Origin of the sequence: Acinetobacter populi (assembly GCF_002174125.1) — a bacterium.
In the GTDB taxonomy this organism is placed as follows: domain Bacteria; phylum Pseudomonadota; class Gammaproteobacteria; order Pseudomonadales; family Moraxellaceae; genus Acinetobacter; species Acinetobacter populi.
This window is the reverse complement of record NZ_NEXX01000006.1, coordinates 180,420-197,369: the sequence shown is the minus strand read 5'-3', so window position 1 is coordinate 197,369 and position 16,950 is coordinate 180,420. Positions and strand designations below refer to the sequence as shown.

The 16,950-nt window shown below is 40.2% G+C and carries 18 protein-coding genes, 1 tRNA gene and 1 other RNA gene; 9 read left to right on the top strand and 11 right to left on the bottom strand.

All coding sequences use genetic code 11. From position 1 onward, the window contains the following. The first annotated feature begins 1 nt into the window (after position 1). From bamA to lpxA, 5 genes are read left to right on the top strand one after another with little or no spacing between them, the layout of a single operon-like run. Positions 2 to 2,464 carry an outer membrane protein assembly factor BamA gene (gene bamA / locus CAP51_RS15050; RefSeq protein WP_425426822.1) on the top strand — a complete coding sequence of 821 codons (2,463 nt, stop codon included), beginning with the start codon at positions 2 to 4 and terminating at the stop codon, positions 2,462 to 2,464. A 38-nt stretch (positions 2,465 to 2,502) separates the two neighbouring features. Continuing rightward, the gene (locus CAP51_RS15045) at positions 2,503 to 3,009 is read left to right on the top strand and encodes an OmpH/Skp family outer membrane protein (RefSeq protein ID WP_087621572.1); all 507 of its coding nucleotides are present in this window, start codon (positions 2,503 to 2,505) and stop codon (positions 3,007 to 3,009) included. Positions 3,010 to 3,019: 10 nt separating this feature from the next. Beyond that, positions 3,020 to 4,096 (top strand): UDP-3-O-(3-hydroxymyristoyl)glucosamine N-acyltransferase, encoded by a 1,077-nt coding sequence (lpxD, locus tag CAP51_RS15040; RefSeq protein WP_087621571.1) that lies wholly within the window; start codon positions 3,020 to 3,022, stop codon positions 4,094 to 4,096. Beyond that, positions 4,089 to 4,580 (top strand): 3-hydroxyacyl-ACP dehydratase FabZ, encoded by a 492-nt coding sequence (fabZ, locus tag CAP51_RS15035; protein ID WP_087621570.1) that lies wholly within the window; start codon positions 4,089 to 4,091, stop codon positions 4,578 to 4,580. The genes lpxD and fabZ overlap by 8 nt, the downstream gene beginning before the upstream one ends. Further along, a complete protein-coding gene (gene lpxA / locus CAP51_RS15030) occupies positions 4,580 to 5,368 on the top strand; it encodes an acyl-ACP--UDP-N-acetylglucosamine O-acyltransferase (protein ID WP_087621668.1) in 789 nt (262 codons plus the stop codon). Before fabZ ends, lpxA begins: the two co-directional genes overlap by 1 nt. Before the next feature lie 55 nt (positions 5,369 to 5,423). On the opposite strand, the gene CAP51_RS15025 is transcribed toward lpxA, so the two are convergent. After that, positions 5,424 to 6,218, bottom strand: a complete 795-nt coding sequence (locus tag CAP51_RS15025; RefSeq protein ID WP_087621569.1) for a tetratricopeptide repeat protein — start codon at positions 6,216 to 6,218, stop codon at positions 5,424 to 5,426. A 219-nt stretch (positions 6,219 to 6,437) separates the two neighbouring features. Between CAP51_RS15025 and ffs the strand changes: the two genes are divergently transcribed. Beyond that, positions 6,438 to 6,534: signal recognition particle sRNA small type (gene ffs, locus CAP51_RS15020), an RNA gene on the top strand. 10 nt (positions 6,535 to 6,544) lie between these two features. Here ffs and CAP51_RS15015 read toward each other — a convergent pair. The 4 genes from CAP51_RS15015 to CAP51_RS15000 form a co-directional block, all read right to left on the bottom strand. Continuing rightward, positions 6,545 to 7,030, bottom strand: a complete 486-nt coding sequence (locus tag CAP51_RS15015; protein WP_087621568.1) for a regulatory protein RecX — start codon at positions 7,028 to 7,030, stop codon at positions 6,545 to 6,547. Between the two features lie 67 nt (positions 7,031 to 7,097). After that, positions 7,098 to 8,153: a recombinase RecA gene (recA, locus tag CAP51_RS15010; RefSeq protein ID WP_087621567.1), complete on the bottom strand. Its 1,056-nt coding sequence runs from the start codon at positions 8,151 to 8,153 to the stop codon at positions 7,098 to 7,100. A 207-nt stretch (positions 8,154 to 8,360) separates the two neighbouring features. After that, positions 8,361 to 8,813: an RNA-binding S4 domain-containing protein gene (locus CAP51_RS15005; RefSeq protein ID WP_087621566.1), complete on the bottom strand. Its 453-nt coding sequence runs from the start codon at positions 8,811 to 8,813 to the stop codon at positions 8,361 to 8,363. A 14-nt stretch (positions 8,814 to 8,827) separates the two neighbouring features. Beyond that, entirely contained in the window at positions 8,828 to 9,535 is a 708-nt protein-coding gene (locus CAP51_RS15000) for an HAD-IA family hydrolase (RefSeq protein WP_087621667.1), read from the bottom strand. Positions 9,536 to 9,554: 19 nt separating this feature from the next. Between CAP51_RS15000 and CAP51_RS14995 the strand changes: the two genes are divergently transcribed. Together CAP51_RS14995 and CAP51_RS14990 are read left to right on the top strand one after the other, a co-directional pair. Beyond that, positions 9,555 to 10,430 carry a 3'(2'),5'-bisphosphate nucleotidase CysQ family protein gene (locus CAP51_RS14995; protein WP_245809180.1) on the top strand — a complete coding sequence of 292 codons (876 nt, stop codon included), beginning with the start codon at positions 9,555 to 9,557 and terminating at the stop codon, positions 10,428 to 10,430. Between the two features lie 90 nt (positions 10,431 to 10,520). Continuing rightward, complete coding sequence (locus tag CAP51_RS14990) at positions 10,521 to 11,249, top strand: histidine phosphatase family protein (RefSeq protein ID WP_087621665.1); 729 nt, start codon at positions 10,521 to 10,523, stop codon at positions 11,247 to 11,249. A gap of 63 nt (positions 11,250 to 11,312) precedes the next feature. Here the strand turns inward: CAP51_RS14990 and rpsT are convergent, their stop codons facing one another. From rpsT to CAP51_RS14970, 4 genes are all read right to left on the bottom strand, one after another. Beyond that, positions 11,313 to 11,588: a 30S ribosomal protein S20 gene (gene rpsT, locus CAP51_RS14985; RefSeq protein ID WP_087621565.1), complete on the bottom strand. Its 276-nt coding sequence runs from the start codon at positions 11,586 to 11,588 to the stop codon at positions 11,313 to 11,315. 138 nt (positions 11,589 to 11,726) lie between these two features. After that, entirely contained in the window at positions 11,727 to 12,458 is a 732-nt protein-coding gene (gene gloB, locus CAP51_RS14980; protein ID WP_087621564.1) for a hydroxyacylglutathione hydrolase, read from the bottom strand. 45 nt (positions 12,459 to 12,503) lie between these two features. Next, on the bottom strand, positions 12,504 to 13,202 hold the full coding sequence (locus tag CAP51_RS14975) for a putative quorum-sensing-regulated virulence factor (protein WP_087621563.1): 699 nt from the start codon (positions 13,200 to 13,202) through the stop codon (positions 12,504 to 12,506). An 18-nt stretch (positions 13,203 to 13,220) separates the two neighbouring features. Continuing rightward, positions 13,221 to 13,841, bottom strand: coding sequence for a rhomboid family intramembrane serine protease (locus CAP51_RS14970; RefSeq protein WP_087621562.1), 621 nt, complete (start codon positions 13,839 to 13,841; stop codon positions 13,221 to 13,223). 201 nt (positions 13,842 to 14,042) lie between these two features. Here CAP51_RS14970 and CAP51_RS14965 point away from each other — a divergent pair. After that, positions 14,043 to 14,119, top strand: a tRNA-Met gene (locus CAP51_RS14965). A gap of 83 nt (positions 14,120 to 14,202) precedes the next feature. On the opposite strand, the gene CAP51_RS14960 is transcribed toward CAP51_RS14965, so the two are convergent. Both CAP51_RS14960 and CAP51_RS14955 read right to left on the bottom strand, forming a co-directional pair. Then, positions 14,203 to 15,225, bottom strand: a complete 1,023-nt coding sequence (locus CAP51_RS14960) for a hypothetical protein (RefSeq protein ID WP_140404453.1) — start codon at positions 15,223 to 15,225, stop codon at positions 14,203 to 14,205. Further along, positions 15,218 to 16,843, bottom strand: coding sequence for an NAD+ synthase (locus CAP51_RS14955; protein ID WP_087621560.1), 1,626 nt, complete (start codon positions 16,841 to 16,843; stop codon positions 15,218 to 15,220). Before CAP51_RS14955 ends, CAP51_RS14960 begins: the two co-directional genes overlap by 8 nt. Between the last annotated feature and the right edge of the window lie 107 nt (positions 16,844 to 16,950).

Genomic DNA, 16,950 nt, shown 5'->3' with positions numbered 1-16,950 from the left:
AATGAACAATATGCGGCACAATCCTTTTTTTATGCCTTTAGCTTTAGTGAGTGCGATGGCAATTGTCCAGACAGCACACGCAGAAAGTTTTCAAGTGAGTGATATTCGGGTTGAAGGGTTAGTCCGTTTAACACCAGCTAATGTATATAATATTATTCCAATCAGTAGCGGTGACCAGATCGACGAAGCTGCAATTGCAAATGCCGTTCGTGTATTATTCAATTCTGGTAATTTTGATGATGTTCAGGCAGAGCGTAACGCTAACAATTTGGTTTTCAAAGTTGTTGAACGTCCAGTAATTGCCAAGATTGAAATGGAAGGCAACAAACTTATTCCCAAAGAAGCCTTACAAGATGGCTTGAAAAAAATGGGCATCAGTGAAGGTGAAGTTTTACAAAAGTCTGTTTTACAAAATATTGAAAACGAACTGGAACAGCAATACACCCAGCAGGGACGTTATAATGCGGATGTACAGGTCGAAACAATTGCCCGTCCGAATAACCGGGTGGATTTAAAACTTAAATTTTATGAAGGTTCTGCGGCTAAAGTTGTCAGCATTAACGTGATTGGCAATACCGTATTTAAAGAAAGTGATATTGAACGCGCATTTGCAGTAAAAGAGAGCTCATGGTCTTCTATCCTGACACGGAATGACCGTTACGCAAAAGAAAAAATGACAGCCAGTCTTGAAGCCTTGCGTGCGATGTATCTCAATGATGGTTATATCAACTTTACCGTAACCAACTCACAGCTGGATATTAGCGAAGATAAGAAGAATATTTTTATCGAAGTGGGCGTAGATGAAGGTGAGCAATTTAAATTTGGTGAAACCAAATTTTTAGGGGATGTTTTATTCCCGGATAAAGAGTTAGAGGCTTTACAACTATTTAAAGCAGGTGAAACTTATTCACAGGCCAAAGTGAATGCAGTCAAGCAATTATTATTACGTAAATATGGTAATGCAGGTTATTACTTTGCCGAAGTGAATGTGGTGCCTGAAATCAATGGCGAAACAAAAACTGTCGATTTAAATTATTATATTAATCCGGGTCAACAAGTCACGGTGCGTCGTATCAACTTTACTGGTAATAATAAAACTGCCGATGATGTGTTACGTCGTGAAATGCGTCAAATGGAAGGCGCATTGGCAAGTAATGAAAAAATTGATTTGTCAAAGGTGCGTCTGGAACGTACTGGTTTCTTTAAAACAGTGGATATCAAACCAACGCGTGTACCGAACTCCCCGGATCAGGTCGATCTGGATGTTGCAGTTGAAGAACAGCATTCTGGAACAAGTACCATTGCCGTGGGATATTCACAGAGCGGTGGTGTGACCTATCAGCTTGGTTTAAGCCAAACCAACTTTATGGGAACCGGGAACCGGGTATCGATTGATTTATCCCGTTCCGATACGCTCGATTATTATAATTTAAATATTTATGATCCATATTTTACCCTTGATGGGATTAGTCGTGGTTATAACGTCTATTATCGTAAAACCAAGTTAAGTGATGATTATAACGTCAGTAACTATGTGACGGACTCACTAGGTGGATCGTTAACCTTTGGTTATCCGCTGGATGAAAACCAAAGTATCAGTGCGACCTTGAATGTGGATAAAACCAAAGTAACAACAGGTCCTTATGTATCGACTTATGTTCGTGATTATCTATTAGCTCATGAGGGTAAAGCCACAGGAAGCAGTACCTATTGTACCGGTGACTGGGTGGTAGATAAAGATGATAGTGATGGCGATGGGGACACTACAGACTATGTATGTAGTGGCACGATTGAAACTTATGAAAGTGAATTTCAGGGTGAATATTTAACCTATAACCTAAATTTATCATGGGCATATAATACGTTAGATAGACCAGTTTTCCCGACCAAAGGTTCTTACCATCGGGTTAGCCTTGATGTAGCATTGCCTGGCAGTGATGTTGAGTACCAAAAAGTAACCTATGATACACAGGCTTATTTACCTTTATGGCGTAATTTTGTTTTACGTGGTTATGGTAAGTTGGGTTATGGTCATGATTTGCCATTCTATAAAAACTTCTTTGCGGGTGGTTATGGCTCCGTGCGTGGTTATGATTCCAATACACTGGGTCCAAAATATGATTCTGTTATTTATGAGCAAACCAATTCAACTGATCCAGATCCGGAAGAAGTCGGTGGTAATGCTTTAGTGCAAGCTGGTGTAGAGCTTGTTTTACCATTGCCGACCAAAGGTGATTGGGCACGGCAGGTTCGTCCTGTCATGTTTATTGAAGGTGGTCAGGTTTTTGATACAACCTCAAGTCAATATGATTTTGACTTTAAAGAAATGCGTTATAGTGCAGGTATTGGCTTTACGTGGATTACCATGATCGGACCATTATCATTAAGTTATGCTTATCCGCTTAACGATAAAAAAGGTGATGATACTAAAACGATTCAATTTGAAATCGGGCGTACTTTTTAATCAGAAGATGATTGAAATTAAAAAATTAGGAGTTAAGTATGCGTAAATTATTTGTTTCTTCAATGTTGGCTGTAGGATTAATGACCTCTGCGGCTGCTTTTGCAGAAAAATATGCTGTAGTGGATATTCAAAAGGCAGCTTCTGATACCACTTATATGAAATCTCAAATGGCCAGTTTGGAAGCTGCGCTTAAACCGCAGCAACAGAAGCATGAGAGTTTAACCAAAGAAATTACGGCTTTACAACAAAAAGCGCAAAACGATGCCAAAGTCATGAAAGAAGCTGATCTGAAAAAGCTTGAACAAGACTATGCATCGAAAATGAATGAATATAATTCCAATGCAGCAGGCATGCAAAAACGTGCACAGGATACATTGGAGAATATCAATAAAACACTTGCACCAAAAATTGAGCAAGCCACTGAAGAGTTACGTAAAGCAGGTGGTTATAGCGCTATTTTGAATCGTAGTGCAGTTGTAAGCCTTGACCCTTCAATTGATCTAACTTCCCAAGTTACCCAAAAGGTTAATGCATCATTGAAATAAGGTTGGATTCGTGAATCTAAGTGTTGCTGAAATCAGTCGTCATGTACAAGGTATTGTACATGGCGATTCTCAATTTATTGTTGACCATTTAAAAAGTCTGGAAAATGCTGGTGCAACAGATATCTCATTTGTAAATGGTGACAAATACCTTGCTCAGGCATTGGCTTCTAAAGCAGGCGTACTGATTGCACCGAAAGCATTGGTTGAACAATTAATACCGCATTATATTGTGATAGAAGTTGCTTCACCTTATCTCGCTTTTGCCCAACTCACACATCTATTTGCCTCGCCTGTCTCTATTAGCGGTATTGCCGAAACAGCAAAAATTCATGAAACAGCAAAGATTGGTGAGAATGTTCGCATTGGTGATTATGCAGTGATTGGCGAACATGTGGAGATTGGTGACAATAGCATTATATTTCCACATGTACATATTGACAGTAATGTCACAATTGGTCAATTTGCTTATATCGAATCGCATGTCACGATATTTGCTGAAACACATGTAGGGGATCATGTTCGTATTCACGCCAATACCAGTATAGGAAGTGAAGGATTCGGTTTTGCACCGTATCAGGGGCGTTGGCATCGTATTGCACAAATAGGTCGTGTTCGTATTGGGAACAATGTCCGTATCGGTTCTAATTGTAGTGTTGACCGTGGGGCTTTGGATGATACGGTCATTGACGATGGTGTAATTATTGATAATCTAGTACAAATTGCACATAACGTGCAAATTGGTAAGCATACTGCGATTGCTGCAAATACTGCAATTGCGGGTAGTACGATTATTGGACAGCACTGTATTCTGGGTGGTTGTTGTGCCGTGGCGGGACATTTGACGATTGCAGACCATGTGCAGTTCACAGGTATGTCGATGGTGACAAAATCGGTAAGTCAATCGGGTACCTATTCATCTGGCACAGGTTTGCTGGAAAATAGTGCTTGGAAGAGAGCAGTGATTGGGCTTAGACAACTTTCTGAAACACCTGTCAGTAAAATTGTAAAGCAACTTAACAATTTACATAGTCGTATTGAACAGCTTGAATTATCAAAACCTTTTGTAAAACCGTCAAATGATGAATAGTGAACAACCTAATTTAGATGCTTTGAAACTGCCTGAACTACCCATGCAGATCCAGACAATTCGTGAATATCTTCCACACCAATACCCATTTTTACTTGTTGATCGTGTGACTTCAATTGAAAATATGACTAAAATTCAGGGTTATAAAAACCTGACCATGAATGAAGAGTTTTTCCAGGGGCATTTCCCACATTATCCGATTATGCCGGGTGTATTAATCATGGAAGCATTGGCACAGCTTTCTGGTATTTTGGGTATGATTATCTTGCAGCAAAAACCGGAAGATGGTGATACATTTCTGTTTGCAGGCATGGAACATGTACGTTTCAAAAAACAAGTTGTACCAGGGGATCAACTTATTTTGAATTCTGAGTTGATATTAAATCGGCGTGGAGTCTTTAAATTTCACGCAACAGCCTGTGTCGATGATAAGATTGTCGCTCAAGCTGAAATTATACTTTCTAGACAAACATTACCTTCATGATGACGAATGCACAGTTAATTCATTCAACCGCAATCATTCATCCAAGTGCGGAGCTCGCTTCGGATGTCAGTGTTGGCCCATATTCGATTATTGGGCCTAATGTTACTATTGCGAGTGGTACAAAAATACATGCTCATGTCGTGATTACAGAGAATACACGGATTGGTCAACATAACCAGATTTTTCAGTTCTCAAGTATTGGGGAGCGGTGTCAGGATTTAAAGTATCAAGGTGAAGAAACCTGGCTTGAGATTGGTGATCATAATACCATTCGTGAGCATTGTACTTTACATCGTGGTACTGCACAGGATCAAAGCCTGACTAAAGTGGGTAGTCATAATTTATTGATGGTCAATACCCATGTTGCACATGATTGCCGAATTGGTGATCATAATATCATTGCAAACAATGTCGGCATTGCAGGTCATGTACATATTGGTGATTATGTTATTTTAGGGGGCAATTCGGGCATTCACCAATTTTGTCGGATTGATTCTTATAGCATGGTCGGTGGCGCATCATTAATTGTTAAGGATGTTCCTGCTTTTGTAATGGCTTCGGGTAATCCGGCACATGCACATGGCATGAATTTCGAGGGTATGCGTCGCAAAGGCTGGTCTAAAACGACCATTGATGGTTTGAAGCAGGCCTTTAAAATTCTCTATCGTTCGAATCTTACGACGCAAGAAGCAATTGTTCAGATTTCTACAGAAATTTTACCGACTGTACCAGAAGTTCAATTATTACTTGATTCACTTAATCATTCTACACGTGGTATTGTGCGTTAATCGGATACTGCGTTACGATAAAAAAGCCTTTTCTATTATGAAAAGGCTTTTTTTATTAAAGATTTATCGAGGTTCTTGCAGTCTTGGCATCGTTTGAATCTGGATATTTTTGAATCAGTCTTAAATAATATTCCCGAGCTTTAGGGATATCTTGATCAATATTTTTAGCAATTTCACTTAGCCGATATAAGGCTGAGGGGGCTTTATTAGACTGCGGATAATTGCCTGCCACAATAGCGAAATTTTCTTTGGCCTGGTTATAGTTGGGAGGAGTAAGCGATAAATTAAACTCTCCCAGCCAATAATAGGCATGGCTCACGTAGGGGCTGTTGGGATGGTTTTTAATAAAATTTTCCATCGGTGCAATGGCTTTGGCTGCACCGCCTTGTTTATACGCTTCATATGCCATGTTATAGGCAGCTTCATCCAGTTGGGCACTTTGTGCTGTAGTAGAAGCTGATGCATTTTGTGCAGTGCTTTGAGGTTGTACAGTACCATCTGAAGCGGAGTTTGTCTGACTGTCTTCTGTAGTTTCAATGTCTGCGTCAGGATCGATTTTTTGATTAAGGATTTCCAGTCGTTGATCCAGATCGGTATAACGATTTTTTAGATCGTTATTGAGTTGATCAATTTGATTGTCCTGTTCTTCAATCTGACCACGCAATTGTCGAATTTGGGTTTGTAGTTGTTGAATTTGCTGATGAAGTTCCCAAAACTGTGTGCTTTGCTGGGCGGCAGGTACATTGCCGACTGCACTATTATTGCCTGACAAATCTCTTTGCTCAATCTGAATTGCAAAAAGAGAAGTGGATACACATAGGATACTCGTTAGCAAAACAATCTTTTTCATAGTTAGCTCGTGGTTGCGCATCAGAAAATAGTTGGTTAAAGATAATTCTAGTATAACGTTGAATGTATCGTTTAACGATGATGTAAATAGTGATTGTTTATCAGTTTTATGTAAATTAATCAATTATTGTGGAGAAATTATACAATGTATCTTGAGCAGGGGCTTTTTTACTTGCAAGAAAATAAAAAATCTTTATACTTTGCGATGCAATGGTAGCCCTGCTGGTGACTTCGCAATTGTGCTCTGTGAACCCCGCCAGGACCGGAAGGTAGCAACGGTAACAGAAACATGATGTGCCGAAGTATTGCTAGTGGGGTTGCCACCATCTAATAAAAATCTTCTTCTCCTTTATAGTTCACCACTTTCATAATAATATCCATTGAAAAACCGCGATATTGTAAAAACCGTATTTGTTTGGCTTTTTGTTTTGGATCTGTTATTACTTCTGCACCAAATTTTTTAATTTTTAAGTTTAAAGCTTGCTCAAACCAGTCCACTTCATCGTATTCCTGTTGGGCGAGATCCAGATCAATGTCATGTTTTTTGAGTGCCTGTTTAATGCGGGCCGGGCCACGTCCCTGACGAATCTGGCTACGTAATAACATGCCAGCCATACGTTCATCACTTTGATAATTTTGTTGTGCCAATTCTTCTACCAAAGTTTCCACTTCATCAAACGCTGCACCATAGGCCAGAAGTTTTTGTTTGAGATCAGTTTTGGAATATTCTTTTTTTGCCAATAAAGCAAAACCGAGCGCACGTAGTGTATTACCAGTCGGAATTTTTTTGGGTGGGGAAGGGTAATCGTTCATATCATGGATTTAATAAGTACTGCAAACTCTCTCGAATTGAGAGAGTATTGCATTCATTCTAAACCGCTTAGTTTTGTAAACCAAGTGACAGTTCATCAAGTTCTGGTGCGGTTTCTTCCTGTTCAGGTGCAACAGTTTTGACCAACATACGTTCACGGATAGTTGATTCGATTTGTTCGGCAATTTGAGGGTTTTCTTCAAGATAACGAATGGTATTGTTTTTACCTTGACCGATTTTATCGCCTTGATAAGAATACCAAGCACCTGCCTTTTGTACGATATCCTGTGCCACAGCCAAATCAATGACTTCACCGAGAATATTGGTACCTTGGCCATATAGAATCTGGAACAGTGCTTCTTTAAATGGCGGCGCCATTTTGTTTTTCACCACTTTCACTTTGGTTTCGTTACCAATAATCTCATCGCCTTCTTTGACTGCGCCAATACGACGAATATCCAGACGCACAGAAGCATAGAATTTTAAAGCATTACCACCTGTTGTGGTTTCCGGACTACCAAACATCACACCAATTTTCATACGAATCTGGTTGATGAAGATCACCATACAGTTGGAACGTTTGGCATTACCAGTAATTTTACGTAATGCTTGGCTCATCAAACGGGCTTGTAGACCCATATGCGAATCGCCCATTTCACCTTCAATTTCTGCTTTTGGTGTTAATGCGGCAACGGAGTCAATGACGATCAAATCAATTGCACCCGAACGCACTAGCATGTCGGCAATTTCAAGGGCTTGTTCACCATTATCCGGTTGAGATACCAGCAAGTTATCGATATCTACACCAAGTTTTTTGGCATATTCCGGATCAAGCGCATGTTCTGCATCGATGAATGCACATGTTCCACCATTTTTTTGACACTGGGCAATCGCCTGTAATGTCATGGTGGTTTTACCAGAAGATTCTGGGCCATAAATCTCAACAATACGACCTTTTGGTAGACCGCCAATACCTAGAGCAATATCCAAGGTTAGGGAACCTGTTGAAACTGCTTCTACCGCTTGTACCGTGTTGTCGCCTAGACGCATCACGGTGTTTTTACCAAATTGTTTTTCAATCTGGCTTAGTGCAGCACTTAGTGCCTTTGTTTTGTTATCATCCATCTCAAAACCTCAATACTGTGAAATGTTTCGGGTGTTTAACAGCATATCAATATATGACTGATAAATTGTTAAATCTCCCTTTTTTGACCAAAGTGGATGCCTTGTTTACTTTAGGATCGGCAGATCTTTGTAGTCGTAATCATGGCAGAATTTGTACAAGAATGCGAGTGTTGATATTGTTCATGCGACAAAACATGTCGCACAAAATTAAACCTGATCATCAAACCATGCATCATCATGAGCTAGGCTATTTTCTTGTTGAAATCTATGAATTTGTCGTCGATCTCTTTTATTTGGTTTATGTTCTGGTCGTGCCATATTATTGAGTTTCCGTTGGGCAGAAATGAGTTCACGTCGGGCGACGCTGACTTCGGTTTCATCATAGAGTAATTGTGCCTGTGGTGCGCCGCCTCGAATTTCCGAGAGTGCTTTTACCACAACAGTTTTTTTATCAAAACCTTGTTGAATGGTCAACTCCATTCCGACGCGCACATCTCTGGAGACTTTGACGCGATCACCTTGATGGTGAACCTTGCCGCCTTCAATTGCTGCTTTGGCAATTGATCGGGTCTTGAAAAAACGTGCTGCCCAAAGCCATTTATCAATACGCATAGTTTCAAGAGATGGTTTCTCCGATGATGGATGCGTTTGTTTTTTCATAGACAGTGCATATCCTAAAATATTGAATTGAGATGGATCAAGTCGAGTAAATCTGTTAATTGATGTAGATGGATAAATTCATTCTGCGCCAAGCGTTGTGTTACAGCGTGAGGCTCGGAAGAATCGGGCTGTGCAATACTGATGAGTTGACCGATACCAAACTGTTTGGCACTTGCCAGCACTTGATAATTATCATCAATAAAAACACTGTGCCGAGGATCAAAATCGTGGCGTTGCTTTAAACTATGCCAAAATTGCTGTTGTTCCTTTGCAGCCCCCAGACTTTCACTACTGACAATATGTTTAAAATAAGGGTGCAAAGGCACAGTTTCAAGTTTAAGCGCCAAAGTTGCCTGATCAGCATTGGTAACTAGCCAACATTCAATGTGGCGTTGCTTTAATTGTTCGAGTAACTCAAAACAATACGGTCTAGCTCGGATAAGATGCCGATGTGCATATTGCAAGGCCAGAACATCGATGCCAAGTTGCTGTTGCCAGAATTGACTTGAATACCAATGTAAATGGCCTTGGTTGTCGAGATAAAACTGATAAAGCCGCTGTTTTGCCGTTGCGATATCGCATTGGTTTTGTTCAGCCCACAATTTTGGGACCAGTTGCATCCAGATATAATTATCAAAGGCCAGATCAAGTAATGTACCATCCATGTCAAATAGTACACATTGTGGCGTTGTGTCATGGATAAAATTTGCTACATTAGACATAGATAGAGGAGCGACCAGCATGTTTAAAGATGTTGCATTACAACAAATGCCACAGAAATTGCAACACCTATGCGAAATTTTACGGCAGGCAAGTCAAATCCTGTGTCGGGAATATCAGGCATTCATAGACGGTCAACAGTTTAATATTGAAGAGAAAAAAGATCACTCTCCAGTGACACAGGCCGATTTAAAAGCCAATGATTATATTACTGCACAATTACGACAAAATTTTCCGGATCTGCCGATTTTATCAGAAGAAGGGCAGCATCAAGGACGGCAGAATTGGCAAAAATTCTGGTTACTCGATCCGCTAGATGGTACTAAGGAATTTATTCATCAAACTGGCGAATTTACCATTAACTTAAGTTTGATCAATGCTGGTGAATCGGTGATTTCGGCGATTGCGGTACCTTTGCAGCAAACGATCTATATTGGTGAACAGGGTGATTTACCTTTTAAGTGGCAATGGCAACAGCAACAAATTCATTTGATGAAATTTGAACCATCCGTTTCGCTACAGGACAGGAAAGTATTGCGTATTGCCATGAGCCGACGACCTGAACGAAGTGCTTTGTACACCGAATTTTTACAATATTTGCAACAACATCAGATCGAATATGAAAAAGTCGCCGCCGGCAGTGCTTATAAATTTTGCATGATGCTAGAAGAGCAAATTGATGTCTATCCACGCTTTCATCCAACCAGCGAATGGGATACCTCGGCAGGACAGGGCTTGTTACAAAGTATTGGTGGTGATGTGTTTGATCTGAATCATCAACCTTTTCGATATAATCAAAGGACAAGTCTGCTCAATGGCAATTTTATCGCACTGCGTCAGAAACAGGATTGGTCGATATTGGCAGACTTTTTACGAGGAAGAGCGTTCGTAGATTGAGTAATCACATGAACATGGTATAGTTGAGTTTCGTTATCAAAACTTCATGTCATCATTATCGTGAGCGCATTAAAACTTTTACCGCAAAGTATGTTGCAGGCAGTCGATTTATTGCCAGAAACAAATACCTCCGTGATTTTATTTACCCGACATTCGCTCCGGGAAGTGGTGCGTGGCATTGGTCTGGCAGGTTATGACCTGCAATTGACTGATGAAGGACGTGAGTTGGCTTTCGCTTGGGGGGAATATTTAACCCACAATTCAGATCGCCATATTGTCAATTGTATCAGTAGTCCGATCCAGCGTTGTATCGAAACCGCAGAGTTGATGATTGCTGGTGCAGATCAGGTGCATGTTGAAAATACCCACAAAATCGATATTCTCGAACAGAAACTATTGGTGGAACCGGGCAGTTTTGTGGTGGATATTAAACAGGCTGCGCCACATTTTCGTGAGCAGGGTGCAGTCGGGTTTATCAATAGTTTTGTACAAAATGCCTTGCCTGGGATGAAACATCCGATTAATGGTGTGCTCGATGTACTGGAATTGTTGTACCACTCACATTTGCATCAGAATCATCAACGACAATCCAATGCACAATTAAGTCTGGCAGTGAGTCACGATACCATCTTGGCGGCATTTGTTGCGGTAATTTCGGGTCATTTTCAGGTAGAAAAAAAGGATTGGCCGGAAATGATGGAAGGTTTATTTGTCTGGTTTGATGAGGCAGAAGAATTTAAACAGAGTCGTGTACATTGGGTTTGGAGAGGGCAGCATCAACAACTGGATATTCAGCAGTTAGTTGGAAATATGATCTAAACATTTCATTGAAATGCAAGACATAAAAAAAGCCCTTAACGGGCTTTTTTTATATACAACAAATTAGTTTGCAGCAGTTGCCAGCGCTTTAATTTGTGCATTTAAGCGGCTCTTATGACGAGCAGCTTTATTTTTGTGGATAATACCTTTATCAGCCATACGGTCAATAACTGGTACAGCTTTTTTGTAAGCTTCAGTCGCAACCGCATGTTCGCCAGCAGAGATTGCTGCAACAACACGTTTAAGATAGGTACGAACCATAGAACGCAAGCTTGCGTTATGTTTACGTGCTTTTACGTTTTGACGAGCACGTTTTTTTGCTTGAGCAGAGTTTGCCACTCGTGCACTCCTTGAAATTAGTTAGTCTGGGGCGGGCTCGATTAAAATATGTATTGGTGAATAAACCACAACACAAAACCAGCCCGTAAACAAGTCGCATATTTTGAAGAAAGCCAAGGCTTAAGTCAAGTCAAACCATCAAAATTGATCTTTCAATTGACGTACTTTTTGAAATTCTTCTACACTTTCGCAGCGTAGGAAGGGATTTGTCTGTAATTCTAACGCAATTGTCGAGGGTAAAGTAATTTTATTCTGTTGGCGTAAAGATAGCACTTCTTGATAACGCTGCTGTAAGGCGACATTCTCCGGTTCAATAGTCAGTGCAAATCTGGCATTGCTTTCGGTATATTCATGTGCACAGTAAACTTTGCTACGCGGTGGAAAGGCTGCCAGACGATTGAGCGAATGATACATTTGCATATAGGTGCCTTCGAATAGGCGTCCACAACCCATTGCAAATAAGGTATCACCGGTAAACAGTGCATCGAGAGCATCAATAAAATAACAAAGATGTCCGAGTGTATGCCCCGGTGTAGCAATGACATCAACCTTTAGTTTGGCAAAATGCAAGGTATCGCCATCTTGGAGAAAATGATCAACTTCGGTGATCTTGTCTCGTTCTGCCAAAGGTGCATAAACTTTGGCATAGGTTTGCTGGCGTAATTCTGCTACACCACCAGTATGATCGGGATGTTTGTGGGTAATCCAGATTTGAGTGAGTTCTAATTGTTGTTTTTCACAATACTCTAGTACAAGGTCTGCCTGTGTCGGATCAATTACCACGGCTTGTTGCTGATGTGTATCGACCAGCATCCAGATATAGTTCTGTAAGGCATTGCCGACCTCAATTGCTTCAATTTTAAATTGCATGAATTTAGCCTGTCCTTATGGTGAAAACAGTGATCGAGTCCAAATCTAGAAACTTTGTTCCAATGCCTGCCTTAAATATGGATCTATATCATTTTGGCGTAACAACCACTGTACATAGTCAATAGGCACCTGTGTCAGCGGTGTGCCCTTGTATTTACCAAACGGCATAAACTGCGGCAAACGTGCTTGCTGGGACTGCTGATAAAGTTGTTCAATATCGGTAATCTGATAATGCTGGATAATTTTATCCAGTAGATTTGCTGTAAGCAGAATATCCGTTTTGGCATTATGGGCATTTTTAAGCTGTTGTCGCGTTTGTTCAAGATTGTCTGAAATCACATAGCTGAGTGTGCTTAAAGAATGGCTATCCAGATTCGGCCAAACATAGCGTGCCAGTGCCAGCGTACAAATCGGTTTGATATTACGTACATCCTGACCACAACGGGCAATGGCTTGAATATCATAATCAATATTGTGACCAATTAAATAAATCGTATCTTGTGGCAGGCGAAATTCTCGAAAATTGGGCTTGCCAATCAAATCCTGAGGCAAAATATGGTGTATTGCCATAGAGGAGAGCTGAATCTCCGTATCTGGATCTAGAGCAAAATATTCATCATAAATCAAACTTTCATTGACAGTAAGACCGCGCTGATCTAGTTGAATAGGGGCATAAGCAATTTCAATCGGATTACCATTTAAACGATGGGTTTCCGTATCAAGAATAAGACTGCTAAAAGACATAATGGATTACCTAATAGACTATTTAAAGCCAGGATTGGTCAACTGATAGAGAAAGATCGATAAAACCTGCGGCTGTAGGGCAATGGTAACGATGATACCATAAGCTGCACCCCATAAATGCGCGCCATGATTAATGCCGGACTGTCCCCGTCTTTCGGCCCAGATACTATATGCCACATAGAGCACAGCAAAAATAATGGCAGGTACTGGAATAAAAAACACGTAAATAATATTCCATGGCCGAAACAGAATAAAGGCAAATAAAATGGCAGATACCGCACCTGATGCACCTAGGCTAAAATAATTGACATCATTTTTATGCTTAAAATAGGTAGGTAAAATAGAAACAATCAAGCCACCCAGATAAAACAGGGCAAAGCCCATATCAAAGGCATATTGACGATAAAATTGTTCGATAAAACTACCAAAAAAGAATAGCGTAATCATGTTAAATAGCAAATGAAAGCCATCTGCATGAACAAAGCCATAGGTAATAAAACGATCATACTGACCACGACCAATTGCAGGTCCCCAGAAAATGAGACGATTCATCAATTTTGGTTGATTAAATGCCAACAGTGACACTACGACGGTAATGATTATAATGGCGATGGTATGATTAAAAGGTAAACCGAGCATAGTCAAATATCATCATAAATAATCAATAACCTTAACGGCTTAGGCTGTGATCGGTCAATTACTTTTATGTTGAGAATGATAAAAAAGCAATTCTAGCCAGCTGATCAGATGGAAAATATAAAAATTGAACGCAGAATAAACAGTTGGGAGATAAAGACTTGACGTGCTGCTTTGAAAATATATAATGCTCGCACAGTTTACGGCTATGTAGCTCAGTTGGTTAGAGCACAGCACTCATAATGCTGGGGTCACAGGTTCAAGTCCAGTCATAGCCACCATTTTTATAGGCCATACATCCCAGTATGGCCTCTTTTTTTGTGTGTTAAAAATCCTTTCTTATCAAAGCGATCCTGTAAAAGTACTATTCAGCCTGATTATCCAGAAAAGACGCGATTTGATCGAGCGTAGTCTGCTGTTGAAAGAAAGGTGCGATGATTAAGTCAATAAATTGATCGAGTAAATCCAGTTGATCCAGACGGCGTAAAATTGAGGGTGCAAAACGCTGGGCCTCAATTTGAATATCACTCACTTTTAAACCTGTTGATTCAAATAAATAGAATAAGGATTCATTTTCAAAGGTGTGGTAAAAATACTGGATACTACGACGAATCATGTCTTGTACGCCGCTGTTATGTCGATAGTCTTTCCAGAACTCATAAGCGAGAATAAAAATTTCTTCGGTATCTAGCGGTGAAATTTTTGAGGCAAATTCAGAAATGGGCTTTTGCTTTAGATTGTCCCAAAGGCTTAATGCCAGTGCAAGGTATTCCTCCTGTTCCAGACTGAATAAAAACAATAACTGCTGCTGAAATAATTGTGCAGTTTTTTCCTCAAGTTTTTCTTCTAGTTTTTGTTGTTGTAGCTGGATAAATTGTTGAATACGCGGTGGCAGTTTTGCTCTGGTTTTATCTGAAAGTGTATGGATTGGTTCAGGTGTAAATCTGGCAATATTCTGATGAATCCAGTAAGCGCATAAAATACGAATTTGTGGTGTTTGTTCAATATACGTTTTGATGTAATTGAATACGTTTTCTAGTTCGAGGATTTTGCGAATCCAATGTTCAATCTGTTGATCAGAAATAACGCTTTTTAATGGGGCATGATTATTTATCAACTGTTGATGCTGGTTCTGGGTCATTTCACCAATGACACTGAGCAGTGGTGGAGCAAGATTGATTTTAAATACTTGCTCCTGTACCACACCAGTAAGCTGTTGTAAATCAATGATCTGATTCAAAGTAATCTGGTCTGCGATTTTAAAAATATGCTCGATAAATTGTTCTTGATGCTGCTGGGATTTCTCACCAAGCAGCATGTTTTTAAGATAAGCCTTTTGTAGCTTATAAAGTTGTTCTGCCAGTTGAGCAGATTTTTTTTCAGGCACCAGCATTCCATCCATTGACGATCGGATAGCGACGTTCGCGACCAAATGCTCTAGAGCTGATACGTGGACCAATCGCACCCTGACGGCGTTTATATTCGTTTCTATCGACAAGGTGAATGACTTTTTTCACGACTTCTGCATCAAAACCTTTTTCGATAATACTATCTTGGCTTAAATCTTCTTCAATGTACATATATAAAATTGCATCGAGAATGTCATAGGATGGCAGTGAATCCTGATCTTTTTGATCTGGGCGCAGTTCGGCTGATGGTGGACGGGTAATCACACGTTCTGGAATGACAGGTGTTTTCTCAATGGAGTTACGATATTTTGCCAATTCAAAGACGATGGTTTTATAGACATCCTTAAGTGGTGCAAAACCACCGACCATATCGCCATATAAGGTACAGTAACCCACTGCCAATTCGGATTTGTTACCAGTTGAAAGCACCAGATTACCAAACTTGTTGGAGAGAGCCATCAACAATGTGCCACGAGAACGCGCCTGAAGATTTTCTTCTGTTGCATCTGCTGGACCATCGCCGAAGAATGGATATAGGGTTTGCATAAAGCCATTGACGATTGGATTGATTTCCGCAATACCAAAGGTGATCCCTAGACGTTTTGCCTGCGCTGCGGCATCTTCCACACTGATTTGTGCTGTATAGGTATAAGGCATCATCACAGCCTGTACACGATTTGCACCCAAAGCATCCACTGCAATAGCTAAGGTCAGGGCAGAGTCAATCCCGCCAGACAAGCCTAGAATCACACCGGGGAAACCAGAATGGTTGACATAATCCCGAACTGACATCACCAGAAGTTGATAAATTTCAGGAATAGTGTCTAGTGCAGGTGGTTTTTCCTGTACCAGATAGGCTTTTGCTTCGGCATTATATTCAATCAATAGTAATTGTTCGTCAGTGAGTTTGGCGCGTGCGGCAATTTCACCGTTAATATTGGTCACAGTCGAAGCACCATCAAAGATTAAATCATCTTGTCCACCGACCTGATTGACATAGACAATACGCACGTTATAGGTTTTGCTGAGTTTGCTGACCAGATTTTGACGCGTTTGTGGTTTACCTGCTTCATAAGGTGAGGCATTGAGTACCAGAATGGTTTCTACACCCAATTTGGTGAGTTGTTGGGTATTTTGTTCAATCCAGATGTCTTCACAAATTAAAATACCGAATTTATGACCAGCATGTTCAAAAATCAGATGTTGTTGCCCCGGGGTAAAATAGCGTTTTTCATCAAATACACTATAGTTGGGCAGATTTTGTTTGTGGTAAACCCCCAGTATTTCACCATTTTTAATCAGTGCAGCAGAGTTATAACGCTGACCTGCATCATCAATATGTACATAGCCAGCCACCACAATAATATCTTTGATTTGTTGCAGCGTGCTTAAGCCCTGTTGGGTACGTTTAAGTAAACTTGGACGCAATAATAGATCTTCTGGTGGATAACCGATCAAGGCAAGTTCTGGAAATACGACAATATCTGCACCTTGTTGTTGGGCTTGTTGTGCCTGTTCCAACATTTTTTTTGCATTTAATGCAATGTTGCCAATAGAAGGAGAGTATTGTGCTAGGGCAATTTTAAAATTACGCATTTGAATGATTTTCCTGTTTTTTAGGGATTTTATGATGCTGTTGAGGTCAACTATTATGCTTTTATATTGACGACAACCATCATAATAAAATATACATTAGTCCATTG